Source organism: Streptomyces fagopyri (assembly GCF_009498275.1).
GTDB lineage: Bacteria > Actinomycetota > Actinomycetes > Streptomycetales > Streptomycetaceae > Streptomyces > Streptomyces fagopyri.
In genome coordinates this window covers 5,614,209-5,638,177 of the sequence record NZ_CP045643.1, presented here as the reverse complement: position 1 = coordinate 5,638,177, position 23,969 = coordinate 5,614,209, and the positions used below count along the sequence as shown (strand labels likewise).

The 23,969-nt window shown below is 71.8% G+C and carries 18 protein-coding genes; 9 read left to right on the top strand and 9 right to left on the bottom strand.

Annotated features, from left to right (window positions below; all coding sequences use genetic code 11):
- The first annotated feature begins 897 nt into the window (after positions 1–897).
- Positions 898–2,166 carry a glycosyltransferase 87 family protein gene (locus GFH48_RS24285; protein WP_153290274.1) on the top strand — a complete coding sequence of 423 codons (1,269 nt, stop codon included), beginning with the start codon at positions 898–900 and terminating at the stop codon, positions 2,164–2,166.
- A gap of 54 nt (positions 2,167–2,220) precedes the next feature.
- The gene (locus tag GFH48_RS24280; RefSeq protein WP_153290273.1) at positions 2,221–3,816 is read left to right on the top strand and encodes a glycosyltransferase family 2 protein; all 1,596 of its coding nucleotides are present in this window, start codon (positions 2,221–2,223) and stop codon (positions 3,814–3,816) included.
- On the opposite strand, the gene GFH48_RS24275 is transcribed toward GFH48_RS24280, so the two are convergent.
- Positions 3,810–4,013, bottom strand: coding sequence for a hypothetical protein (locus GFH48_RS24275; protein WP_153290272.1), 204 nt, complete (start codon positions 4,011–4,013; stop codon positions 3,810–3,812). The two genes, GFH48_RS24280 and GFH48_RS24275, sit on opposite strands and share 7 nt — an antisense overlap.
- Between GFH48_RS24275 and galE the strand changes: the two genes are divergently transcribed.
- A complete protein-coding gene (gene galE / locus GFH48_RS24270) occupies positions 4,012–5,001 on the top strand; it encodes a UDP-glucose 4-epimerase GalE (protein WP_153290271.1) in 990 nt (329 codons plus the stop codon). The two genes, GFH48_RS24275 and galE, sit on opposite strands and share 2 nt — an antisense overlap.
- 51 nt (positions 5,002–5,052) lie before the next feature.
- Here the strand turns inward: galE and GFH48_RS24265 are convergent, their stop codons facing one another.
- Positions 5,053–6,006: an oxidoreductase gene (locus tag GFH48_RS24265; RefSeq protein ID WP_153290270.1), complete on the bottom strand. Its 954-nt coding sequence runs from the start codon at positions 6,004–6,006 to the stop codon at positions 5,053–5,055.
- A 100-nt stretch (positions 6,007–6,106) separates the two neighbouring features.
- Between GFH48_RS24265 and GFH48_RS24260 the strand changes: the two genes are divergently transcribed.
- Both GFH48_RS24260 and GFH48_RS24255 read left to right on the top strand, forming a co-directional pair.
- Positions 6,107–6,721, top strand: coding sequence for a TetR/AcrR family transcriptional regulator (locus GFH48_RS24260; RefSeq protein WP_153290269.1), 615 nt, complete (start codon positions 6,107–6,109; stop codon positions 6,719–6,721).
- Positions 6,722–6,754: 33 nt separating this feature from the next.
- Positions 6,755–7,690: an ADP-ribosylglycohydrolase family protein gene (locus GFH48_RS24255; protein WP_153290268.1), complete on the top strand. Its 936-nt coding sequence runs from the start codon at positions 6,755–6,757 to the stop codon at positions 7,688–7,690.
- A 102-nt stretch (positions 7,691–7,792) separates the two neighbouring features.
- Here the strand turns inward: GFH48_RS24255 and GFH48_RS24250 are convergent, their stop codons facing one another.
- The gene (locus GFH48_RS24250; RefSeq protein ID WP_153290267.1) at positions 7,793–8,461 is read right to left on the bottom strand and encodes a TetR/AcrR family transcriptional regulator; all 669 of its coding nucleotides are present in this window, start codon (positions 8,459–8,461) and stop codon (positions 7,793–7,795) included.
- A gap of 161 nt (positions 8,462–8,622) precedes the next feature.
- Here GFH48_RS24250 and GFH48_RS24245 point away from each other — a divergent pair, with 161 nt between their 5' ends.
- The gene (locus GFH48_RS24245) at positions 8,623–9,537 is read left to right on the top strand and encodes an ABC transporter permease (protein ID WP_153290266.1); all 915 of its coding nucleotides are present in this window, start codon (positions 8,623–8,625) and stop codon (positions 9,535–9,537) included.
- Positions 9,530–10,354 (top strand): ABC transporter ATP-binding protein, encoded by an 825-nt coding sequence (locus GFH48_RS24240; RefSeq protein WP_403248585.1) that lies wholly within the window; start codon positions 9,530–9,532, stop codon positions 10,352–10,354. Before GFH48_RS24245 ends, GFH48_RS24240 begins: the two co-directional genes overlap by 8 nt.
- Before the next feature lie 160 nt (positions 10,355–10,514).
- On the opposite strand, the gene GFH48_RS24235 is transcribed toward GFH48_RS24240, so the two are convergent.
- The 4 genes from GFH48_RS24235 to GFH48_RS24220 form a co-directional block, all read right to left on the bottom strand.
- Positions 10,515–11,666, bottom strand: coding sequence for a glycosyltransferase (locus tag GFH48_RS24235; protein ID WP_153290265.1), 1,152 nt, complete (start codon positions 11,664–11,666; stop codon positions 10,515–10,517).
- The gene (locus GFH48_RS24230) at positions 11,663–14,581 is read right to left on the bottom strand and encodes a bifunctional glycosyltransferase/CDP-glycerol:glycerophosphate glycerophosphotransferase (RefSeq protein ID WP_228121382.1); all 2,919 of its coding nucleotides are present in this window, start codon (positions 14,579–14,581) and stop codon (positions 11,663–11,665) included. Before GFH48_RS24230 ends, GFH48_RS24235 begins: the two co-directional genes overlap by 4 nt.
- A 64-nt stretch (positions 14,582–14,645) precedes the next feature.
- Entirely contained in the window at positions 14,646–15,182 is a 537-nt protein-coding gene (locus GFH48_RS24225; RefSeq protein WP_153290263.1) for a GtrA family protein, read from the bottom strand.
- A 141-nt stretch (positions 15,183–15,323) separates the two neighbouring features.
- Positions 15,324–20,264 (bottom strand): NAD-glutamate dehydrogenase, encoded by a 4,941-nt coding sequence (locus GFH48_RS24220; RefSeq protein ID WP_153290262.1) that lies wholly within the window; start codon positions 20,262–20,264, stop codon positions 15,324–15,326.
- Between the two features lie 685 nt (positions 20,265–20,949).
- Between GFH48_RS24220 and GFH48_RS24215 the strand changes: the two genes are divergently transcribed.
- Positions 20,950–21,516 (top strand): DJ-1/PfpI family protein, encoded by a 567-nt coding sequence (locus GFH48_RS24215; RefSeq protein WP_153290261.1) that lies wholly within the window; start codon positions 20,950–20,952, stop codon positions 21,514–21,516.
- A 125-nt stretch (positions 21,517–21,641) separates the two neighbouring features.
- Here the strand turns inward: GFH48_RS24215 and GFH48_RS24210 are convergent, their stop codons facing one another.
- Both GFH48_RS24210 and GFH48_RS24205 read right to left on the bottom strand, forming a co-directional pair.
- Positions 21,642–22,319, bottom strand: coding sequence for an HAD family hydrolase (locus GFH48_RS24210; RefSeq protein ID WP_153290260.1), 678 nt, complete (start codon positions 22,317–22,319; stop codon positions 21,642–21,644).
- Positions 22,320–22,455: 136 nt separating this feature from the next.
- Positions 22,456–22,971, bottom strand: coding sequence for a DUF6912 family protein (locus tag GFH48_RS24205; protein WP_153290259.1), 516 nt, complete (start codon positions 22,969–22,971; stop codon positions 22,456–22,458).
- 337 nt (positions 22,972–23,308) lie between these two features.
- Between GFH48_RS24205 and GFH48_RS24200 the strand changes: the two genes are divergently transcribed.
- The gene (locus GFH48_RS24200) at positions 23,309–23,863 is read left to right on the top strand and encodes an Rv3235 family protein (protein ID WP_153290258.1); all 555 of its coding nucleotides are present in this window, start codon (positions 23,309–23,311) and stop codon (positions 23,861–23,863) included.
- Positions 23,864–23,969 lie beyond the last annotated feature (106 nt).

Sequence of the window (23,969 nt, the reverse complement as noted above, 5' to 3'; positions counted from 1 at the left end):
GTAGGGCACGAAAACCGGTTGGGTCGGCCCGGCGAACGCCCGCAGCAGCCGGTCCACGCTCGCCCAGTCCGGCTGCGTCAGCCACGCGACCTGCCCGGACTGCCCGTGCGAGACCAGGACCAGCGGTGACAGCGCCAGCACCGCCCCTCCGGCCGCGCGCCCCCAGCGCCGCCAGACCCGGCGCGGCATCCGGGCCGCGGTCAGGGTCGTGGCGTGCGCGAGCAGCAGGAGCACCGCGAACTCGTGCAGCAGACAGGTGACGGCGACCGTCGCGCCGTACGCCCACCAGACCCCGGCCCCGCCTCCGGAACCCGCCGACCGCACGCCTCTGACCAGGAGCAGCGTCGCCCCCGCCGCGCCCGCCGCGACCAGCGCGTACGACCGGCCCTCCTGTGCGAAGTGCCCGGCCATGGGCGTGACGGCGTACAGCAGCCCCGCCCACAGGCCGACCCGCGGGCGGCACAGGCGGACGCCGAGGGCGGCGACCAAGCCCGCGGCGGCCGCGGCGCCGCAGACCGACGGGAGCCGCAGTGCGACCTCACCCGGGTCGGAGGCGAGGACGGCGTGCATGAAGAGGTAGTACAGGCCGTGCACCGCGTCCACGTGGTGCAGCAGATGCCAGATCTGCGGGACCGAGCGCCGCGCGACCTGGAAGGTGGCCGCCTCGTCGCGCCACATGCCGCCGCGGTCGAGCCCCCAGAGCCCGAGCGCGAGCATGACGAGCACGGGCAGCAGGACCGCCACGACCTCCGCGACGACGACCGGACGGCCGGCTCCGGACCGCTTCATCAACACCCTCACCATGAGACCGATTTAGTACTATTAGCCAACCTTTGAAGGGTCTTGACGGCGTATCGCCGCTCCTGAGGCATTCAGGAAGCTTACGATCCGGCATTGATGAGCGTTTACCTGAGCCCCCGACACCGCCTGCTCTCCCTCGCCGCGGCCTGGGCCGTGACCCGCGCCCTCATGCTGTGGCTGCTCACGCACGACGACGCCGCCGTACTGGGGGGCGGCGGGGTCTCCCGCGAGGTCAGCCATCTGTACTTCCGCTGGTACGGCGTCCTGTCGCACGGCGCCTGTCCGGTGGGCGACCGGCTGTGGCAGTACCCACCGGGCGCGGGCGCGGTCCTGCTCTCCCCCGCGCTGCTGCCGGGCCTGACGTACGCGCGTGCCTTCGTCACCCTCACGCTCCTCGCGGACGCGGTGATCGCGGTGGCACTCGTGCGCGCGGGCTCCCGGCCGGGCCGCAGTCTGCGGGGCGCCACGCTGTGGACGCTGGGCCTGCCGCTGCTGCTGCACGTGCCGCTCGCCCGTTACGACGTGCAGGTCACGGCCTTCGCGGTGACCTCCCTGCTGGCCCTGACGCGCTCCCGGCGCGCGTGCGGCGCGCTCGCCGCGTGCGGCGCCCTGGTGAAGGTCTGGCCCGCGCTGGCCCTGCTGGGCACCCCGCGCGGCCGTACCACCCGGGAGGCCTGGACGTCGGCGGCTCTCGCGGCGGCCGCCCTGCTCGCGGTCCTGACGGCGGCCTTCAGCGGCCCCTTCGACTTCCTGCGCCAGCAGGGCGGCCGGGGCGTGCAGATCGAGTCCCTCGGCGGTACGGTCCTCGGCTTCGCGCGCCACGCGGGCTGGCGGGGCAGCGTGCGCTACCAGTACGGCGCGATGGAGTTCGTCGGCCCGCACGTCCCCACGGTCGCGGCGGCCTCGCTCGCGCTCACGCTCGTCTGCTTCGGGCTCCTGCTGCTGTGGCGGGTGCGCGCGCGGCGCTGGACGCTCGCCACCCCCTACGACGCGGCGCTCGCCGCCGTACTGCTGTTCACGGTGACCAGCCGGGTGATCAGCCCCCAGTACATGGTGTGGCTGCTCGGCCTGTCCGCCGTCTGCCTGACCTCGCGTCACACCACCCAGCGTCCGGTGGCCGCGCTGATCGTGGCGGCGACCGCGGTCAGCTCCGTGGTCTACCCCGGCCTGTACGAGGAGGTCACCCGGAGCACCTGGACCGGCTGCCTGCTGATGCTCGTACGCAACGGTCTGCTGGCGACGGCCGCCACGCTGTCCTTCACCCGGCTGTGGCGCTCCGGCCTCCCCGCTGCGGAACCGCGGCGACCCGCCGCGCCCGCCCGCGACCCACGACCGGCCCCCGCCGCCTCCCCGACCGGACACTGAACACCCCTCAACGGAAAAATGCAGCCATCACCGACGATTTCGGCCAGTGAACCCATGAAGCCTCAGCACGCGCAGGTCTCTGTCGTCGTCATCGGGTACAACGACGCCGCCCACGTGACGGACGCGGTGCGCTCGGCACTCGCACAGGGCCCGGCCGTCCGGGAGGTGATCGCGGTCGACGACCGGTCCACCGACGGGAGCACCGATCTGCTCGACCGCCTCGCCGCCACCGAGCCGCGCCTGCGGGTGGTCCGCCGCCGGGAGAACAGCGGCGGCTGCGGCAGCCCCCGCAACGACGGCATCGACGCGACGACCGCCCCGTACCTGATGTTCCTGGACAGCGACGACGTGCTGCCGCCGGGCGCGGTCGACGCGCTGCTCCGCGCGGCGGTGGAGCGGCGCGCCGAGGTCACCGCCGGCCTGTGCGTGCGCCGTGAACTGCCCTCCGGCCGCGAGACCCCGTGGCAGCGCGCGCTCTACGCCGAACCGGCCCTGCTCCCCCACCCTTCCCGGCGCCCGCGTCTGGTCCACGACACCCTCTGCGTCAACAAGCTGTACCGCGCCGACTTCCTGCGTGAGCACCACGTCCGCTTCCCCGAAGGCCGCCACCCCTACGAGGACTTCGTGTTCACCGCGCGCGTGCTGGCCGCCGGGCCGCGCGTCGCGCTGATCCCCGACACCGTGTACGTCTGGCACGTACGGCGCACCGCCGAGCGGCTGTCGATCTCGCTCGACCGCGCCGACATCGACAACTGGCGGGCCAGGACCGAGGCCGGCCGCACCGCCCACGCGATCCTTCTCGACGCCGGTGAGAAGCGCCTCGCACGCGCCTCGCACGCCCGGTTCCTCGACCACGAACTGCGCATGTACACCCGCGAGCTGGAGCTGCGCACCCCCGCGTACCGGCGTGCCTGGTGGGACCTCACGCGCGCCCATCTGGCGTCGTTCGACGCGGCCGACCTCACCGTCGACCCGACCGCACCCGGCCGCCTGATCGCCCGGGTGGTCCTGGCCGCTCCCGGCCCCCGCGACCTCCCCCGGCTCAAGGAGCTCGCCGCCCGCCCCGCCCGGCTGCGCCCGCCGTACGCGCGCGCCGCCGACGGCACACCCGTCTGGTCGCACGACCTCCCGCAGGTGACGCTGGACCACCTGCTGCTGCGGCCGGCGCGCGTGCTGCCGGCCGCCGTCGACGCCGAACTGCGGCCGCGCGCGCGTGCGGCCCTGCTGCGACTGCGTCTGCACGACCTGTACGGGCGGATCGCGCAGGCCGGCCCGGCCGCGGCGGACGTCATGTTCGCGCACCGGGAGGAGGGGCGGACGGGCCCGAGCCTGCGCATCGCCCTCACGCCGGCCCCGGACCGGGTCAGCTGGTCGGCCGAGACGCCGGTGGACCTGTCGGCGCTGGGCCACGGCACCTGGGACCTGCGGCTGCGGCTCCACTTCCGTGACGGCACGCACCGGGACGTCAGCGCGCACGCGGTCGGCGGCCCGGGTCTGCTGCGCCGCCGCGCGGTCCCGGACACCCGGCACGGTGTGCTGCTGGTGCAGCCGTACCGCACCCACGCGGGCGCGCTGGCCCTGCGGCTGGCGCCCGGTCGGCGAGGAATGACCGAGGTGGTGCGCCGTCGCCTCGACCGCCTGCTTCACTGAGGGGCGACCATGTCACCGGTCCACGACCGGCCGCCGGTCCAGGACCCGGCGGCACGGGCACACCCCCGGCCGCTCCCGGCGGCGGCACGGACCTGCGGGACCGGGGACACCTGTGCCACCAGCGGCACCGGCACCAGCGGCACCGGCACCGGCACCGGCGGCATCGCCGGTCCACCGACGAGAGGACGACCGTCCATGACCTGGCTGATCACCGGCGGTGCCGGTTACATCGGAGCGCACGTCGTGCGCGCGATGCGGGACGCGGGCGAACGGACGGTGGTCTACGACGATCTGTCCACGGGCGTCGCGGAGCGCGTGCCGGAGGGCGTACCGCTGGTGACCGGCTCGACCCTGGACGCGGGGCTGCTGGCCCGCACGCTCACGGAGCACGCCGTCACCGGCGTGGTCCATCTGGCGGGGAAGAAGCAGGTCGGCGAGTCCGTGGACCTGCCGCTGCACTACTACCGGGAGAACGTCGAGGGGCTGCGGGTCCTGCTGGAGGCCGTGACGGCGGCGTCCGTCCGCTCCTTCGTGTTCTCGTCCTCGGCCGCGGTGTACGGGATGCCGTCCGGCGCGGCCGGCGATCAGGTCACGGAGGAGACCCCGTGCGTGCCGATGAGCCCGTACGGCGAGACGAAGCTGGCCGGCGAGTGGCTGGTCCGCGCGACGGGCCGGGCGACGGGTCTGTCCACCGCCTCCCTGCGCTACTTCAACGTGGCGGGCGCGGCCACCCCCGAACTCGCCGACGTGGGCGTCTTCAACCTCGTGCCCATGGTCTTCGAGAAGCTCACGCGAGGCGAGCCGCCCCGCGTCTTCGGGGACGACTACCCGACACCGGACGGGACGTGCGTCCGTGACTACATCCACGTGGTCGACCTCGCGGAGGCCCATGTGGCCGCGGCCCGCGCGCTGGACGCCTCGCCCGGCCGGGACCTGACCCTCAACATCGGGCGCGGCGAGGGTGTCTCGGTCCGCGGGATGATCGACCTGATCAACGCGGCCACCGGTCACGACCGCCCTCCGGTGACCGCGCCGCGCCGCGCGGGTGACCCGGCCCGGGTCGTCGCCTCGGCCGACCGCATCCGCGAGGAACTGGGCTGGAAGGCACGGTACGACGTCCAGGACATGATCACTTCGGCCTGGGCGGGATGGCTGCGGCTGCACCCGCAGGCGGCACGCGCCTGACCCCGCCGCCGCCGCCTCCCCCCGCCCCCGAAGGGAAGGGGCGGCGCCTCCTCAGCCCGCCGCCGCGACCGCCCGTGCGGCCTCGCCCAGCCGGGGGAAGGTGACGCCGGTCAGCTCCTCCGAGGCCCGCCACAGACGGACGGCCGAGACCGGGTCGCTGGCCGCGGCCGAACGGCCGACGAGGGTGGGCGCGCCGCGCATCTCGCCGAACCCGTCGGGTCCGACGTAGCCGGCGCCGGGCAGGTCCTCCGTGGCCGCGTACAGCGTGGGCAGCGCGCCGGCCCGGTTGTCCTGGGCGATGAACCGGTTGCCCACCGCCATCAGGGCGCGGCGCACCACGCTGGCGTCGTGACCCTGGAGCCCGGTGGCGGCCCAGCCGGGGTGCGCGGCGAGCGCGCGTACGGACGATCCCGCCGCCGCGAGCCGGCTCTGGAGCTCCAGGGTGAACAGCAGGTTGGCCAGCTTGGACTGGCCGTAGGCGGTGATGGGCGTGTACTCGCCCGTCAGGTTCAGGTTGCCGAAGTGCATGTGCGTGCTGCCGGGCATCCGGTGGGCCCCCGAGGACACGGTGACCACACGGTCGGTGACGTGCGGCAGCAGCAGGTTGGTCAGGGCGAAGTGCCCCAGGTGGTTCGTCCCGAACTGCATCTCGAAACCGTCCTTGGTGGTGGCCTCGGGGATGTTCATGACGCCCGCGTTGTTGATCAGCAGATCGAGGTCGCCCCGCCACGACGCGGCGAACTCACGGACGGAGGCGAGGTCGGCCAGGTCCAGCCGGCGCACCTCGACACTGCCGTGGACGGTACGGGCGGCGGCCTCGCCACGCCCCGGGTCCCGCACGGCGAGGACGACATGGGCGCCGGCCCGCGCGAGGGCGTCGACCGTGGCGATGCCGAGCCCGCTGTTGGCGCCGGTGACGACGGCGGTGCGGCCGGTCTGGTCACCGATGTCGCCCGCGCCCCACTTCTTCTTGCTCTGCTCGACAGCCGAGTCCTTGGTAGCCATGTCCTCGAATGTAGGCGTCGACAACAATGATGTCAACGACAACAATGATGGCGACGCCAACAATGTAGTCGCCGGTCACATACCGGTTAGACTGCCGCCCATGCAGACCCGCCCTCGCCCCTACCACCACGGAGACCTGCGCGCCGCACTGCTGGCCCGCGCCGAGGAGACCCTCAGGGAGAAGGGGCCGGCCGCGCTCTCCCTGCGCGAGCTCGCCCGCGACCTGGGCGTCAGCCACGCCGCGCCGAGCCGCCACTTCAAGGACAAGCAGGCTCTGCTGGACGCGCTGGCCCTGACCGGCTTCGAACGCCTGGGCGCGACCCTGGCCGCGTCGCAGGAGACGGCGGGCGACTCCTTCGCCGACCGGCTCGGCGCGCTGGCCCGCAGCTACGTCGGCTTCGCCACCGCCAACGCGGAGCTCCTCGACCTGATGTTCTCCATCAAGCACGACCCCGCGGCGTCCGAGGCCCTCGTCCAGGCCTCCCAGGGCATGGCCGTGCTCGCCGCCGAACTCATCGCGGAGGGCCGCCGTACGGGCGAGGTCCGCGAGGCCCCGCTGGAGGCCATCGCCGTCCCGATGTTCAGCACCCTCCACGGTTTCGCGAGTCTCGCCGTCAGCGGCACCCTGGACGCCGACACCCTGGACGCCAACCTCGACGACGTCATCGCCCACACCCTCCGGGGCTGCGCGCCGGACCACCCGGCACCGCACTGACCCACCCATCGGGACAGCCCTTACGCTGCCCCGATGACCGGACCCCGTGAACTCCGCGCCCTCGGGAGCGTCCTCGGCTCCGCCGTGGGCGACGCGCTCGGCGCGCCCTTCGAGTTCGGCCCCGAGGGCGCGTTCTCGGCACGCTTCCCCGAACCCGGGCACGGCGGGGAGATGTGCGGCGGCGGAGGGTGGGAGCCGGGCGAGGCGACCGACGACACCCAGATGGCCGTGCTGGTCGGGGAGTCGCTGCTGGACCGGGGCGGCCTCGAACTCCCGGACGTCTTCGGGAGGTTCCAGCGGTGGGCGGCCGCGGAGCCCAAGGACATCGGGCTGCAGACCGAGGCCGTGCTGAGCAGCGGCGACCCCTGGGACCTGGCCGCCGGGCTGCACTTCCGGATCAGCCAACGGGCGGCGGGGAACGGGGCGTTGATGCGGGCCTCCACCTCCGCCGTGCACTTCGCGCGGCAGGGGAGGGCCGCCACCATGGAGGCGGCCCGGCGCATCGCCGCGCTCACCCACGGCGACCGCGCGGCCTGGGAAGGCACCGCGGTCCTCCACGAGCTGGTCCGGGTCGCGCTGGACGGCGGCGATCCGCTCGCCGCCCTGCCCACCGCCCTGCGGGCCGTGCACCCGGACCACCGGGCCCGCTACGCCACCGTCCTCGCCGGTGACTGGCATCCCGACCGGGCGACCGAGTTCAACGGCGCCGTGTGGCCCTGCCTCGGCTCCGCCGTCTGGGCGCTGCGGACCACGGACTCCTACGAGGGTGCCGTACGCGCCGCCGTCGACCTCGGCGGTGACACGGACACCGTCGCCGCGGTCACGGGCGGCCTCGCGGGGGCCGTGTACGGGGCCGACAGCATCCCCGCACGGTGGACCGAGCCGCTGCACGTGCCGCTGCCGGGGTTCGGCGGACGGGTGCTGCGGGCCCCGGAACTGGGCGCTCTCGCACGGCGGCTGACGGAGTGACACCACGCCGGGGAGCACGCGCACCGGCGCCGCGCGGACAACCTGCGCCGCGCGGACACGTACCGCGTCGCGGTCGCGTATCGCGGTCGCGGTCGGGGTCCGCTACAGCGCCCGCAGCGCCGCCGCCGTCGACCGGGCCAGGCTCGCCAGGTACCCCTTCGGCAGCTTGGCGCCGCGGACCACGACCGAGCGCCAGTACAGCGGCCCCGACATGAGATCGAGCGCGAGGTCCAGGTCGATCCCCTCGTCCAGCTCGCCCCGCGCGGCCGCCGCCGCCACGATCCCGCTCGCCACTCCCTGCTGACCCTCCCGCAGCGCCTTCTGCAGGGCCTCGGCGATGTCGGGGTTGCGCGCCGCCTCCGCCTGGAGGTCCGGGATGATCTGGCCGGCGACGGGGTGCCGCAGCGCCCGCGAGGTGACCTCGTACAGCAGGCGCAGGTCACCTTCCAGGGAGCCCGTGTCGGGAGCGGGCAGCCCCTGCACCGCTATGGCGGAGAGCAGGTCGAGGACCAGGTGCAGTTTCGAGCGCCAGCGCCGGTACACCGCCGTCTTGCCGACGCCCGCGCGACGCGCGATGCCCTCGATGGACATCCTGGCGAAACCGACGGCCGCGAGCTCCTCGAAGACGGCGGCCCGGATCGCCTCGGTCACGTCCTCCCGCAGCACGGCGGCACCCGCGGGGGCTCTACGACGCGGAGCCTTCCCGGCAGCACTCTCCGCACCCGCGGCGGCACTCGTGGTGTCGGCGTTCGTCGTCATACCGACCAGCATAGGCCGTAGCGACGAAACGGTTGCGTTCCGACGCTCCGAAGCTCTACGCTCCCGTTGCGACGATACGGTCCCGTCCCGACGTAAGCCACTGGCAAAGACAAGGTGGGGAACACGTCAAGGACGGGACCGCGCATCCCACCCCCTGAGCGAAAGCAGCGGATGTGAGCCAGGTCCTCCACACACCGCCCCCGACGCCGGTCCCCCCGGCCGACGATCCCGCGGCGCTCGCCGCCCGGTACGGCCTCAGCGTCAGCGGCGCGCGTCCGACCCTGCGCGAGTACGTCCAGCAGCTGTGGGCGCGGCGCCACTTCATCACCGCCTTCGCCACCGCCAAGCTCACCGCCCAGTACAGCCAGGCGAAGCTCGGCCAGGTCTGGCAGGTGATGAACCCGCTCCTGAACGCGGCGGTGTACTACTTCATCTTCGGTGTGCTGCTCGGCTCCAAGAAGGGTGTGCCGGACTACATCCCGTTCCTGGTCACCGGCGTCTTCATCTGGACCTTCACCCAGAGCTCGATCATGGCGGGGACCCGGGCCATCTCCGGGAACCTCGGCCTGGTGCGCGCCCTGCACTTCCCGCGGGCCGCGCTGCCGGTCTCCTTCGCCCTCCAGCAGCTCCAGCAGCTGCTGTTCTCGATGGTCGCGCTGGTCGTCATCCTGCTCTGCTTCGGCGTCCCGGTGAGCCTGTCGTGGCTGCTCGCCGTCCCCGTCCTGGTGCTGCAGTTCACCTTCAACGCGGGCGTCGCGATGGTGATGGCGCGGATGGGCGCCAAGACCCCGGACATCGCGCAGCTGATGCCGTTCATTCTGCGTACCTGGATGTACGTCTCCGGCGTCATGTGGAGCCTCGACAAGGTGCTCGGCAAGGACGATCTGCCCCGCTGGGTGATGGTCGCGCTGGAGAGCAACCCGGCCGCCGTCTACATCGACCTGATGCGCTACGCGCTGATCGACAGCTTCCACGCCCACCAACTGCCGCCGCACGTGTGGGCGGTGGCGATCGGCTGGGCCGTGGTCGCCGGGGTCGGCGGCTTCATCTACTTCTGGAAGGCCGAGGAGACGTACGGACGTGGCTGACACCCTGACGAAGGAATCCGGGCTGCCGCAGGACGCGGTCCCCGCCGAGACTCTCATCCCCACCGTCATCGCCGACGGTGTCGACATCGTCTACCGGGTCAACGGCACCGGCGCGGGGCGCGGTTCGGCCACCGCCGCGCTCAACCGCATGCTGCGCCGCAAGCAGTCCGAGAAGGCCGCGGGCGTGCGCAAGGTGCACGCCGTCAAGAACGTCTCCTTCACCGCCTACCGCGGTGAGGCGATCGGCCTGATCGGCACCAACGGCTCCGGCAAGTCCACCCTGCTCAAGGCGGTCGCCGGTCTCCTCCCGGTCGAGAACGGCAAGATCTACACCGACGGCCAGCCCTCTCTGCTCGGCGTGAACGCGGCCCTGATGAGCGACCTGACGGGCGAGCGGAACGTCTACCTCGGCGGGCTCGCGATGGGCATGTCCCGTGAGCAGATCAAGGAGCGCTACCAGGAGATCGTCGACTTCTCGGGCATCAACGAGAAGGGCGACTTCATCACGCTGCCGATGCGGACGTACTCCTCCGGCATGGCGGCGCGGCTGCGGTTCTCGATCGCGGCGGCCAAGGACCACGACGTGCTGATGATCGACGAGGCGCTGGCCACCGGCGACCGCTCCTTCCAGAAGCGCTCCGAGCAGCGGATCCGCGAGCTGCGCAAGAGCGCGGGCAGCGTCTTCCTGGTCAGCCACAACAACAAGTCGATCCGCGACACCTGCGACCGTGTGCTGTGGCTGGAGCGCGGCGAGCTGCGCATGGACGGGCCGACCGAAGAGGTCCTCAAGGAGTACGAGAAGTTCACGGGGAAGTAGACGGATCGGTTCGGCGGGGAGCCGTACGACACCGGCCGCGGGTGGCGCGCGGCCGGTGTCGTACGGCTCCCGCGGTCGTCCGGGGCCCCGGAATCCGCGGCGGCCGGCGTCCCTCGGGCCCGCGGTCCCCGGCGGCCCCTCTTGCCTCCCGGCCCCGGACTCAGCGCTCCAGGAACACGAACAGCTGCTCCCACCTGCGCACGATCTCGTCCGTCGAGTAGCGCTGGATGTTGACGCGGGCCGCCTCGCCCATACGATCGCGCAGCCCCTTGTCGGACATCAGCGTGTCGAGACGGCGGGCGAGTTCCCCGGTGTTGCCGCGGGCGGCCAGGAGACCGTCCTCGCCGTCACGGACGATCTCGTGGACGCCGGGGGCGCAGTCGAAGGCGGCGCACGGGAGGGCCGCCGCCATGGCCTCCATGACGGCGAGCGGAAAGCCCTCGCCGCGTGAGGACAGCACGAAGACGGAGCCGCCCCGCAGCGCGCCCGGCACGTCCGCGGTCGCCCCCATCCACTCCACCGAGCCGTCGAGACCGAGGGACGTGCACTGCTTCCTGAGGATCTCCTCGTCCTCCCCCGAGCCGTAGATCCGCAACCGCCAGTCGGGGTGGCGCGGCGCGACCTCGGCCCAGGTGTCGAGGAGCATGTCGATGCCCTTCTGGTCGGTCAGCCGGCCGACGCTGACGACGACCTTCGCCGTCCGGGGCGAGGGCACCTCGGGCATGAACGGGATCGGGTTCGGCATGAAGGACGCGTTGTCGAGGCCCTGCCGGATCCACAGGTCGGCGTCCTCACGGGTGAGCGTCAGCATCCGGTCCACGTCCCGGTAGTGCCGCCGCACCCGCCCGAAGCGCGAGGTCACCCGCGAGTAGGCGAAGGACTCGTGGCTCATGCCGATGACGGTCGCACCGGAGGTGTCGGCCAGTTTCACCCACTCCATCGCCCACACCTGCGTGACGATCACCACGGCCCCGGGACGCGCGGCGCGGAACAGCACGCTCAGCTTGGCGGCCTGCTCGCGCATTCCCGCGGCCCGTTCGGCACGCCGTCGGCGCTCGGCCAGGTCGAGCCGTCCCCTGATGCCGCGCGCCGGGCCGACACGCGGTGGGTGCACGTCGTACAACGTGGAGGTGGGGTACGGGAGTTCGCCGAGCTCCTGGACGACCTCGGGATCGGTGACGCCGATGACGTGCACACGGTGGCCGCGCCCGGTGAACAGGCGGGCCATCTGATGGGACCAACTGGTCACGCCGCCCAGCTCGTCGACGCTGTTGGAGACGAAGAAGATGTCACGCCGCGGGTCCGCGGTCATGTGCGCCTCCAGTGGGCGAAGAACTGGTCGACGACGCTCTGCGCCGCGTTCCCCCGGTCGAACTCGCTGAAGTCGGCCACGAACCGCTCGCGCGGGGCCGCGTACTTCACCCTCTGGTCCGCCAGCGACCCGAGGACGGCGTAGAGCTCGTCCTCGGTGCGGACGACCGGTCCGGGGGCCCGTTCCAGCAGGTCGAAGTAGGTACCGCGGTCCTCGTGCACGTACTCCTCGTAGTCGTACGCGAAGAAGAACATGGGGCGGTCCAGCAGGGAGTAGTCGAACATCACGGACGAGTAGTCGGTGATCAGGCCGTCGGCGAGGGCCAGCAGCGGGGTCACGTCGTGGTGGGCCGTGACGTCGATGACGCTGCCGCGCACGGACGGCGGGAGCACGACGTGGTTGAGGTAGTGCGAGCGGACGAGCAGGACGTACCGGTCGCCGAAGGTGTCGGCGAAGCGCTCCGCGTCGAAGGGCAGCTCGAACCGCTTCCGCTTGCCGCCGCGTTGCCGGAAGGTGGGCGCGTAGAGCAGCACCTCCTTGTCCGCGGAAATCCCCAGCTCAGCGGCCAGCACCGCCCGTTCGCGTCGCCCGCTGAAGGTCTCCGCGCGCTCCCTGGCCCGTACCAGCGCGTCGTTGCGCGGATAGCCCACCCGCAACAGGGTCCGCTCCTGGAGCCTGAACGCCCTTGCCAGGGTGCGCACATCGTGTTCGGAGCGGATCAGGAACCGGTCGAAGCGGTCGAGGGTGCGCTGCTGTGCGGCCTGCGCCGCACGGGACCTGACCTTCCACCCCGGCTCGTCGAAGCCCATGCGCTTGAGCGCGGATCCGTGCCAGGTCTGCAGGTACGTGGTCCCGGGCCGTTTGGTGAGTTTCAGCGGGTAGCTCTGGTTGTCGACCCAGAACTCGGCCTGGGCGAGCGCCCTGAGGTACGGGAGCGACCAGCGGCGCACCAGTGTGGCGTCGGCGGGGAAGCCGTCGGGACTGCCCGCGTACGCCCATACGGCCTCGAACTTCAGCCCCTGCCTGCGCATCTCCTCGTAGATGGCCTTGGGGCTGTCGCTGTACTGCCGGCCCAGGTGGCTCTCGAAGACGACGAGGCCCCTCCTGTGCGGGAGGCGGCTGAACACCTCGTGGTAGACGCGGAGTTTGGAGCGTCCCGAGGTGAGGTCCCTGCGCCGCGCCCTGGCCTTGCGGTAGCCGGACTTGACGCGCCGTGCGGCCTTGCCCTGCATCCCGCGCCGCACCAGCTCGTGGGCCTTCTTGTCCGGGACCAGCCGGAAGGAGAGGTGGCCGCGCGCGGAGACCTCCGGTTCCATCCGGTCGGCGACCAGCCGGGTGAGACGGGGCCGCACCGCCAGCCCGCCGGCCGGCGGTCCGGACCCGGTGGCGGTGAGCCGGGTCGTGGTCCGGGCGCCGTCGACGTCGAGATGGAGGCGTACGTCCCACACGGCGTCCACCACGCCGATGGGCCGCAGCCCCTTGGCCAGGGGGGCCGATGCCTCCCAGGCGATGGTCTCGCCCTCGTGCCGCACCTCGGCCACGGGGAAGCGGAAGGTCTGGAAGCGCACGCCCTTGCGGCGGGCGTAGAACTCCAGCTGGGCGAAGAGCCGGGCGCCGGGCGGGATCACGCCGAGCGGGTTGGTGATGCGGCCGGCCAGCCGCACGGTACCGGCGTGCTCCTCGTACCGGGTCAGCGCGTTGCGCAGGAACATCTTCCCGACCGGCTTGGTGTGGTGGCCCAGGTCGGTGACGTCCAGGACGTGCCGGCCGAAGGGGTCGTCCTCGATGTGCCGGGCGCACCAGTACACGCGTCCGGCGCGCTCGACGAGCGGCGAGGAGATCTTGTCGCGGTTGGTGAGCGTGTCCACGGCGGGCAGCAGGTTGTCCCAGTCGCTCTCGTGGAGGAGGTAGGCGCAGATCGCCTGGATCGGCTCGGCCTCGTCGAAGGCGGCGCGGTCGATCGACTCCAGGTACGCGCGGGCGATCTCGGCGAACTCCCGCCGGTAGGCCTCGTCCCGGAACGGCAGTTCACGCAGGTGCAGGACCAGATCGTGCTTGAGCCACTTGACGTCCTTGGCGAACTTCAGCTCCAGCAGGCCGTGCCGCGCGAGCAGCCGGTCCACCCGGCGGTGGATCTCCATGCGGTGCGCGAAGTTGGCGATCTCGTCACGCCGGTTGCTGATGGACCTCGCCGCCGCCACGTCCGGCCGGTCCACGATCCGCCAGTCGTAGACCCGGTTGGGGATGAGGGTGATCCGGCGTGCGGCCACGTACGCCCGGGCGGAGAACAGCAGGTCCTCGTAGTGGATGCCGACCGGGAACTCCAGGCCCTCGTCGAGCAGGAACTGTCTGCGGTAGCACTTGTTGGTCGACAGGGTGTCGAAGACCAGCAGGTCGGGAAGCTCGGAGACGGACTCCAGGGTGCGGGTGCGCTCGTACAGCCACGGGTACCACTTGACCTCCTTGCGCGTGCGCGAGTCGACGTGCACCCGTACGCACAGCCCGGAGACCAGGTCGGCGCCCGTGGTCTCGGCGGCCTCCAGCATGTTGCGGCAGGCGTTGCGCTCCAGGACGTCGTCGCTGTCGAGGAAGAGGACGTAGTCACCGCGGGCCTGCCGGATGCCGTGGTTGCGCGGGGCTCCGCAGCCGCCGCTGTTCTCCGGCAGCCGGAAGGCGCGGACCCGGTCCGGGTGCGCGGCGGCCAGCCGCTGCGCCGCCCGGTACGAGCCATCGGTGCTCCGGTCGTCGACGATGACGACCTCGACGCTCCGCAGCGTCTGGTCGAGGACGGAGCGTACGGCCGTGGGAAGCCTGTTCTCGTCGTTGTAGACGATCACGACCACGGACACGGCGGGTACGGCTCCGGTTCCGGCGGGCCCGGTCCCGGATGCGTCGGGCGCGCAGCGCTGATCCACTTTCACCCTGTCAAGGGTAGACATTTCCTATGAAAGTACCCAGGTGATCTGCTCCATCCGTGGGTCACCCGGGCGACCGCCGGTCGGCGGCCGCCTCCTGGAGGCCGCGTTCCGTCCGCTCGAACACCCAGGTCCGGTAGACCAGGAACCGGAAGGCCGAGGCCAGCACGATCGACAGCGCCTTGGCCAGGTTGGAGCCGAGCGGACCGCTCATTCCCAGGCCGTGGTAGCCGACGTAGAACAGCGCGCTCTCCATGACGACGCCGATGCCGCTGAAGACGAAGAACAGGAGGATCTGCCGCCGGGTGCGCGCGGCCCGGTCGCGGTAGGCGAAGAAGCGGAAGCCCAGGTAGTTGGTGCCCATGGCGACACAGCTGGCGGTGACCGTGGCGGCCATCGGGGCCCACTTCAGGCCGTGCAGAAGCAGATTGAAGACCAGGAAGTTGACCGCGACACCGCTGCCGCCGACGGCTGCGAACCTGACCGCTTCGAGGGCGATCCGACGGGTCCGGGCGAAGGGCCCGGGAGGGGGCGCGGGCGAGGGCTGGGCGGGCGCGGGGGCCCGGCGCCCTGTACGGGCCCACCCCCCGGAGAGATTCACGGTCACAATTGTCTCTTTTATCGGCAATAGGTAAAATTCAGGTCCGGTTTTTCCGTGAGGTCCATGAGAGACCGGCAAGAAAGACGGGGCGCCCCCGGCCTTGTCGGCCGGGGGCGCCCTGGAACGTCTGGAACCTGCCGCCTACGAGTGCGTCCGCAGCAGGGTCCGCATCGTGCGCATCGCCACCGACAGGTTGGCGAGGTCGAACGAGTCGGAGCCCTGGATCTCCTCCAGAGTGGTCCGGGCACGGCCCAGGATCGCCGCGTTCTTCTCCTCCCAGGCCTTGAAGCGCTGTTCGGGGGTCGAGGTGCCGTTGCCGACGGCGAGGACGTCGGCGGTGAGCGAGGCGTGGGCCGCGTACAGGTCCTCGCGGATCGAGGCGCGGGCCATGGACTGCCAGCGGTCGGCACGCGGAAGCTCGATGATGCGGTCCATGAGCTGGGTGATGCTCAGGCGGTCGGCGAGGTCGTAGTAGACCTCGGCGACGTCCATCGGGTTCCTGCCCATGCGGTCGGCCACCGCGACGATGTCCAGCGTCGGGAAGGCCGAGGAGAACCCGGCCACCCGGGTGGCCAGCTCCTCCGGCACGCCCGCGCCCGACAGCTCGTCGAAGATCTGCTGGTACCACTCCAGGTCCGCGCCGCGCAGCAGCTTGGGCAGCTCGCCCCAGACCTGCGCGACCCCCTCGCGGAAGAACGAGATGTTCTCGGCGAGCTGGAGCGGCTGCGGCCGGTTGTTGAGCAGCCAGCGCGTACCGCGCTCGACGAGCCGGCGGGAGTGCAGCCGGATCCGCGTCTGGACATCGGCGGCGACGGTGTTGTCGAGCGCCTCCACCGCGTCCCACACCGTGCTCGACTCGAAGATCGCGCGGGCCGCGGTCTGCGCCCGGACGATCTCCTCGAGGGAGGCGCCGGTCTCCTCGCGCAGCCGGTGCAGGAAGCTCGTACCGCCCGTGTTGACCGTGTCGTTGACCAGAACGGTCGTGACGATCTCGCGGCTCAGCGCGTGTCCCTCGATCTGCTCGCGGAACTTCTCCCGCAGCGCCGTCGGGAAGTACGCGAACAGCAGGCTCTGCAGATGCGGGTCGTCGGGCAGCGAGGTGGCGAGCAGTTCGTCGGAGACGGTGATCTTCGTGTACGCGAGGAGGACCGCGGTCTCCGGACCGGTCAGGCCCTGACCGGAGTTGAGCCGCTCGCGGATCTGCCGGTCGGTGGGCAGGAACTCCAGGGCCCGGTCGAGGTGGCCCTCCCGCACCAGGTGGCGCAGGAAGCGCTGCTGGGCGTGGAGCATGCTCCCGGACTGCGCGAGCGCGTTGGAGATCGCCACGTTCTGGGCGTAGTTGTTGCGCAGCACCAGACGGCCGACCTCGTCGGTCATCTGGGCGAGCAGCTTGTTGCGCTGCTTGACGGTCAGATCCCCGTTGGCCACCACGGCGTTGAGCAGGATCTTGATGTTCACCTCGTGGTCGGAGGTGTCCACGCCCGCGCTGTTGTCGATGGCGTCCGTGTTCATCCTGCCGCCGTGCTGCGCGAACTCGATCCGGCCGAGCTGCGTCAGGCCCAGGTTGCCGCCCTCACCGACGACCTTGACGCGCAGGTCGGCGCCGTCGACCCGGATCGCGTCGTTGGCCTTGTCGCCGACGTCCGCGTGCGACTCGGCCGACGCCTTGACGTAGGTACCGATGCCGCCGTTCCACAGCAGGTCGACCGGCGCCTTGAGGATCGCCTTCATCAGGTCGGCCGGGGTCATCTTCGCGACCCCGGGCTCGATGCCGAGGGCCTCGCGGACATGGGCGTTGACCGGGATCGCCTTGGCGGTCCGCGGGAACACCCCGCCGCCGGCGGAGATCAGCTCGGTGTCGTAGTCGGCCCACGAGGAGCGGGGCAGCTCGAAGAGGCGGCGGCGCTCGGCGTACGAGCTCTCCGCGACCGGGGTCGGGTCGAGGAAGATGTGCCGGTGGTCGAAGGCGGCGACCAGCCTGATGTGCTCGCTGAGCAGCATGCCGTTGCCGAACACGTCACCGGACATGTCGCCGACACCGACGACGGTGAAGTCCTCGGTCTGGGTGTTCACCCCCAGCTCCCGGAAGTGCCGTTCGACGGACTCCCAGGCGCCGCGGGCGGTGATGCCCATCTTCTTGTGGTCGTAGCCCGCCGAGCCGCCGGAGGCGAAGGCGTCCCCGAGCCAGAAGTCGTAGCTCTCGGCGACCTCGTTGGCGATGTCCGAGAAGGTGGCGGTGCCCTTGTCGGCGGCGACCACCAGGTAGGTGTCGTCCCCGTCGTGCCGGACGACGTCCGCCGGCGGCACGATCTCACCGGCGACCATGTTGTCGGTGATGTCGAGCAGCGCGGAGATGAAGGTGCGGTAGCTGCGGATGCCCTCCGCGAGCCACGCGTCGCGGTCCACGGACGGGTCGGGCAGCTGCTTGGCGACGAACCCGCCCTTGGCGCCGACCGGCACGATGACGGTGTTCTTCACCATCTGCGCCTTGACGAGACCGAGGATCTCCGTCCGGAAGTCCTCCTTGCGGTCGGACCAGCGCAGGCCGCCGCGCGCGACCTTGCCGAACCGCAGGTGCACACCCTCCACCTTCGGCGAGTACACCCAGATCTCGTACGCGGGGCGCGGCGCCGGCAGGTCCGGGATGGCCTGCGGGTCGAACTTCATGGAGACGTACTCGTGCGGCCGCTCGCCCACCGCCTTCTGGAAGAAGTTGGTGCGCAGCGTCGCCTTGATGACCGTGAGGAAGGAACGCAGGATCCGGTCCTCGTCGAGCGAGGCGACCTGGTCCAGGGCGGCGTCCAGCTCCTCCAGCAGGGCGTCCGTCAGCTCGACGCCGGCGTGCTGGCGCTCCGGCGACATCCGCGCCTCGAAGAGCGAGACGAGCAGCCGGGTGGTGTGGACGTTGTTGCGGAGGGTGTCCTCCATGTAGTCCTGGCTGAAGGTGGAACCGGCCTGACGCAGGTACTTGGCGTACGCGCGCAGCACCGTCGCCTGCCGCCAGGTCAGCCCGGCGCTCAGCACGAGCGCGTTGAACCCGTCGTTCTCGGCCTCGCCGATCCAGGTGGCGGCGAAGGCCTCCTGGAAGCGCTCGCGGCCGTCGTCGCCGAGGTAGTCGCCGTTGCCGTTGAGGAACTTGGGCAGACGCAGTCCGAAGTCGTAGATCCACGCCGTCGTACGGTCCGAGCAGCGCAGCTCGTAGGGGCGCTCGTCGGTGACCTCGACGCCGAGGCGGTTGAGGGCCGGCAGGACCGCGGAGAGCGAGACCTGCTCGCCGGTGCGGTAGATCTTGAAGCGGCGCTCGCCGGGACCGGCGCCCACCGGCTCGTACAGGCTGAGCGCGAAGTCCTTGGTGTCGTCGCCGGTGAGCTTCTCCAGGTGGACCAGGTCGGCGACGGCGGCCCGCGGCGTGTGGTCGGCCTTGTAGCCCTCGGGGAACGCACCGCCGTAGCGGCGCAGCAGTTCGGCCGCGCGCTCCTCGCCGCACTCGGCGTTCAGCGCCTCGGTGAAGCCGTCGGCCCAGGAACGGGCGGCCTCGACGAGCCGCACCTCGAGCCTGTCCCTGTCCGCGTCGCTGAGCTGTGCCAGCTCGGTGCCCTGCGGGACCCGGACCACGAAGTGCAGCCGGGAGAGGATCGACTCGGTGTTCCAGGCCGTGAAGTCGACGCTGCTGCCGCCGAGTTCCTCCTTCAGGATGTCGATGATCCGAAGGCGTACGCCGGTGGTGTACCGGTCGCGCGGCAGGTAGACGAGCGCCGAGTAGTAGCGCCCGTACTCGTCCTGGCGCAGGTAGAGCCGCAGCCGCCGCCGCTCCTGGAGGTAGAGCACGGAGGTGACGATGGAGCGCAGCTCGTCGGGGGGCGTCTGGAAGAGCTCGTCGCGGGGGTACGTCTCCAGGATCTGCAGCAGGTCGCGGCCGTCGTGGCTGTTGGGCGAGAAGCCCGCGCCCCTGAGGACCTCCTCGACCTTGCGGCGGACCACGGGAACGCGCCGTACGGACTCGGTGTAGGCGGCCGAGGAGAACAGGCCGAGGAAGCGCCGCTCGCCGACGACGTTGCCCTCGGCGTCGAACTTCTTCACACCGATGTAGTCGAGGTAGGACGGCCGGTGCACGGTGGCACGGCTGTTGGCCTTGGTGAGCACCAGGAGCTTGTGCTCGCGGGCCTTCGCGCGGGCGTCGGCGGGCAGCCGCTCGAAGGAGGGGCTGACGGGGTGGCTGTCGTCGCCGCCGTGCTGCGGGTCGGAGCGCAGGATGCCGAGGCCGGTCCCGGGCACGGCCGCCAGCACGTCGTCGTCGCGCAGCTCGTACTCGCGGTACCCGAGGAAGGTGAAGTGGTCGTCCGAGAGCCAGCGCAGCAGCTCACGGGCCTCCTCGACCTCCCGGTCGCGCAGGTCTCCGGCGGTCGGCTCGGCCGGCAGCTCCTCGGCGATGCGCAGCGAGGCGTCGCGCATCTTCTCCCAGTCCTCGACGGCCTCACGGACATCGGACAGGACACGCAGCAGATCGGCGGTGATCTGCTTCAGGTCGGCCCGGTCGGTCTCGCGGTCGATCTCGACGTGGATCCAGGACTCGACGTACGCGTCGTGCGACAGCTCGTCGGCGACGGGCCGGCCGGGCAGCACCTCGATGAGCTCACCGGTCAGGTCACGCCGTACGGCGAACTGCGGGTGGATGACGAGGTGGATGCCGCGCCCCTGCCGGGACAGCTCGTTGGTGACCGAGTCGACGAGGAAGGGCATGTCGTCGGTCACGACCTCGACGACGGAGTGGCTGGAGGTCCAGCCGTTCTCCTCGACGGTGGGCGTGTGCACGCGGACGCTGGCCGTGCCCTGGGGGCGGTTCTCGGCCAGTCGGTAGTGCGAGAAGGCGGCTCCGAAGACGTCGACCGGGTCGCGGTCGGTCATGTCCTCCGGGGCGGTGTGCAGGTAGTAGCGCTGGAGGAACGCGAGCACGGTCTCCCGGTCCGGGGTGCCCGCGCCCGTCTTCTCGGTCGGTAGGTGCCCCCCGACCGGACTGTTCTCAGCTACCCGGGCGGCCCGTTCGAGCAGCTCGGCCTTTGCTTCGTCCAGCTTGGTCTGCATTGTCCTCTGGCTCCTGTCGCGCGCCATTGCGTGACGTAGAAGGAAGTACGGTCTCTTCTCCGACGTGACGCCGTGACGCGGGGTGTCCGGTCTGGTCCGACGCTATGCCGCATGGAGAGATGAGCGGGGGGATATCGGCCATGTTCGGCACCCCCGGAGACTGTGACGCTGCTCTCGGCGACGTCCGTCCACGGGGTGTCATCGGCATACGGAGTGCGCTTGCCGCTCCGTCCCGCCCACGAAGGTCAGCGACTGACGCCCGGTCACGGATGTCGTCCGTGGTCTCCGGGCGCGGGGCAGGGGCGACGGCGCCCCCGCGAGATATCGCGCTGATCACGTCACCCAGGCTATCGCTCCTCACCCCGGACTCGTCATGAGCCGTATGTGTACAAAACCGGGGGTGGAACTTTGACACTCTGCACAGGGACGAAAGGGGCGGTACCGTGCAGTGCGGGCCATGGGGGCTGCTCGCGCGAGCCCTCGTGAGGGTGGACGCGGCCTGCGCGGCCCCTGCGGGCGGAGGGAAACCGCGCGACCGGTCCGCGGCCGGCACACCGCCCGCGGTGCCCGCGAACGGCCGCTCCGGCCGGGTTGCCGCGCGCCCCCTTGGCAAGTCCCTCCCGCGGGAGCACGTTGCCCAGGACGGCTGACGAGGACGCACCCACGGCTGACAGAGCGGAGCGACATGGCAGCGAAGATCCTGATCGTCACCGGTGACGCGGCGGAGTCACTGGAGGTCCTGTATCCCTACCAGCGCCTGCGCGAGGAGGGCTACGAGGTCCACATCGCGGCCCCGAGCCGCAAGAAGCTCCGATTCGTGATCCACGACTTCGAACCCGGCTTCGACACGTACACCGAGAAGCCCGGCTACACCTGGCCCGCCGACCTCGCCTTCAGCGAGGTCGATCCCGGCCAGTACGCCGCCCTGGTGATCCCGGGCGGCCGCGCCCCCGAGTATCTGCGGGGCGACCCCGAACTCCGCAAGATCCTCAGGTCCTTCTTCGAGGCCGACAAGCCCGTGGCCCAGATCTGCCACGGGCCGCTCCTGACGGCATCGGTCGACGCCCTGCGCGGGCGCCGCGTCACGGCGTACCCGGCGCTGGAGCCGGACATGCAGACGGCCGGCGCGACCTTCACGGACGCGGAGACGGTGGTGGACGGCACGCTCGTCTCGGCGCGCGCCTGGCCGGACCACTCGGGCTGGATGCGTGAGTTCCTCACGGTGCTGCGGGCGAAGGCACCGGTGAGCTGACGGCGGTGAGGTGACGGCGGGAACGCCGCGACGCCGGCGGGACGGGGCGCCTCCTCGTCCCGCTGTGACGAGGAGGTCCGGGGCGCCGTACCGGGCCGGCGGGGCCGCAACCGCATACGGTGGGGTCAGGCCGGCAGCCGGGCCAGTCGCTCGGCCTCCTCGACCGCCTCTGCCAGGCTGTCCACCACGGGCACGCCCACCACTTCGAGGCTGGTGCGGCCGTGCGACCCGCCGGTGTAGAGCACCGCCCGTGCCCCCACGTGCAGGGCGGCGACCGCGTCGTCGGCGGCGTCCCCGATCACGACCGTGCGCCGTGGATCCACCCCGGCGAGCGCGCCGATGTGCCGCACCATGTGCTCGGCCTTGCTGCCCCCGGACGGCCCCGTCCGCCCCTCCACCCGTACGAAGTGCGGCTCGATCCCGAATCCTCTGACCAGCGGCACCAGCTCGTCGTGGACGTACATACTCAACAGAGACTGGCTGTGTCCCGCCGACCGCCATCCGGCGAGCAGCGTCACCGCTCCCTCGGTCAGCTCGCAGGCCGTGCGGTGCTGCGCGTAGTACCGGTGGAAGGTCTCGTCCATGACCTCCCACTCGGCGTCCGTCGGCAGCCGCCCCATCAGCCGCTCGTAGAACTTGGGCACCGGGACGCAGTACAACGCCCGGTACCGCTCCAGCGTGATCGGTTCCAACCCCAGTTCGGCGAACGCCGCGTTCGTCGCGCCGATGATCGCGGCGTTGTCGTGGAACAGGGTCCCGTTCCAGTCCCACACGATGTGCGCTGCTGCTCCGTGCTTCCCCATACCAAGAACGTACCCGGCCCCACCGACATCGCCGTACCGCACCGCACCGCACCGGACGGGACGGGACGGGCAAGCGAGGCGTGTCCGGACTCGGGGCGGCCTCGGGAGGGGCGCCGGAGACGGGAGGGGCGGCGCCTCAGTCGCCGAGCCCCACCAGGTTCGGGATCTCCTGCGTCGCGAACCACAACAGCTCGTGGTCCTCGGCCCCGTCCACGACGAACTGCGCGTCGTCGTCCCCGTGATCGGCGGCCCCGAGCGCCCGCACGGCGGCCGATACGTCCTCCTCGGCGTCGTCGGCGTCGACATGCACCGCGGCGGCCTTGGCAAGCGGCACCGCCCCGGACACCCGCACCTCGCCGAGCGCCACCGGATCGAGCCCCCGGTCGGGATCGGCGACCGCCGCGCGGTCGGGGACGTCGACCGCGACGACCACCCGGCGCCGCGCGGTGTCCCGCTCCCCCGCGAGCATCCGGAGCGAGGCGAGCGCGGCCCGGTTCAGCGCCGCGTACTCGAGCTCCTCGATGTCGTCGGAGAGGTACCACTCGCGCAGGGCGGGCGTGACGGCGTACGCCACGATCGGTCCCGGTCCCAGTTCCCCCGCCTTGTGCGCCTCGGCGAGACCGGAGAGGGTCAGAGGGACGTAGACGCGCATGGTTCCGCTGCTTTCGTAGTCGGGGCTCCTGGTGGTCGGGGACCCCCGCAAGGGCTGTCCCGCGCCTCCCGGGAGGGCCTTCAGGATACGTGTGGGCGTCCTCTTTCGGGTCCCGGACCCCATCGCCCACGGCGTCCACTCCAGGCCCGGGATTCACCCGGTACACCCCTGTCACCCCAAGGCTCCCGCACCCACGGGTCACCCTGATAAGTGAATCCCACGGCGCCCGCCACGCGGGCCGGACATCCTTGCAAGCCCCCGCCCCCGCCTCGTACAAGATCCCCAACACGAAGTTACCGCCCGGTACCGACCGGGCCGCAGCGAGCGGGGACCACGCATGAACAAGGTGATGACCAGGACGCAGCGCCGCCCGGGCACCCGCCCGCCCGGCCGCCAGGACTCGCGCCGCCCGGGCACCACACCTCCCCGCGCCCCGGGCGGCGACGCTCCCCGCACGGCCCCCGCGGGCAGCCCGCCGCCGTCCGTCCCGCCCGCGACCCCGCTCGCGGTCCCCCGCTCCGGCGGAACCCGGCAGGGCCCCGCTCCGCAGCCCCGGCCCACCGACCTCTTCGCCGACCTCCTTCTCGCCGTGCTGAGCGGTCAGCGCCCCGTCCACTGCATGCTGCGCCACACCGCGGGCCGCGCCTACGACGAGCTCGCCTGGCTCGCCGAACGCGGCCGGCTGCGCACCCGGGGCACCAGGCCGGTCGTCCGCGACATCGGCTACTACGTCCCCCGGCCCGGCGCGATCGAGGCCTTCGCCCGCATCGGCGCGGGCGACCGCATCCGCGCCATGGCCTTCCGCCTGGAGCAGGGACCCGACCTCCGCTGGCGGTGCACGGCGGTGGAACTGGGCGGACCCCGCATGCCCCGCGCAGCCGACGACGGCTGAACAACGCAACGGGCCGGACAACGCGAAGGGCCGGGCACCCGGGGTGCCCGGCCCTTCGGCCGATCAGCGCGTCACGGACCGGCCCCGGCGGGCCGGTCGGCCCGCC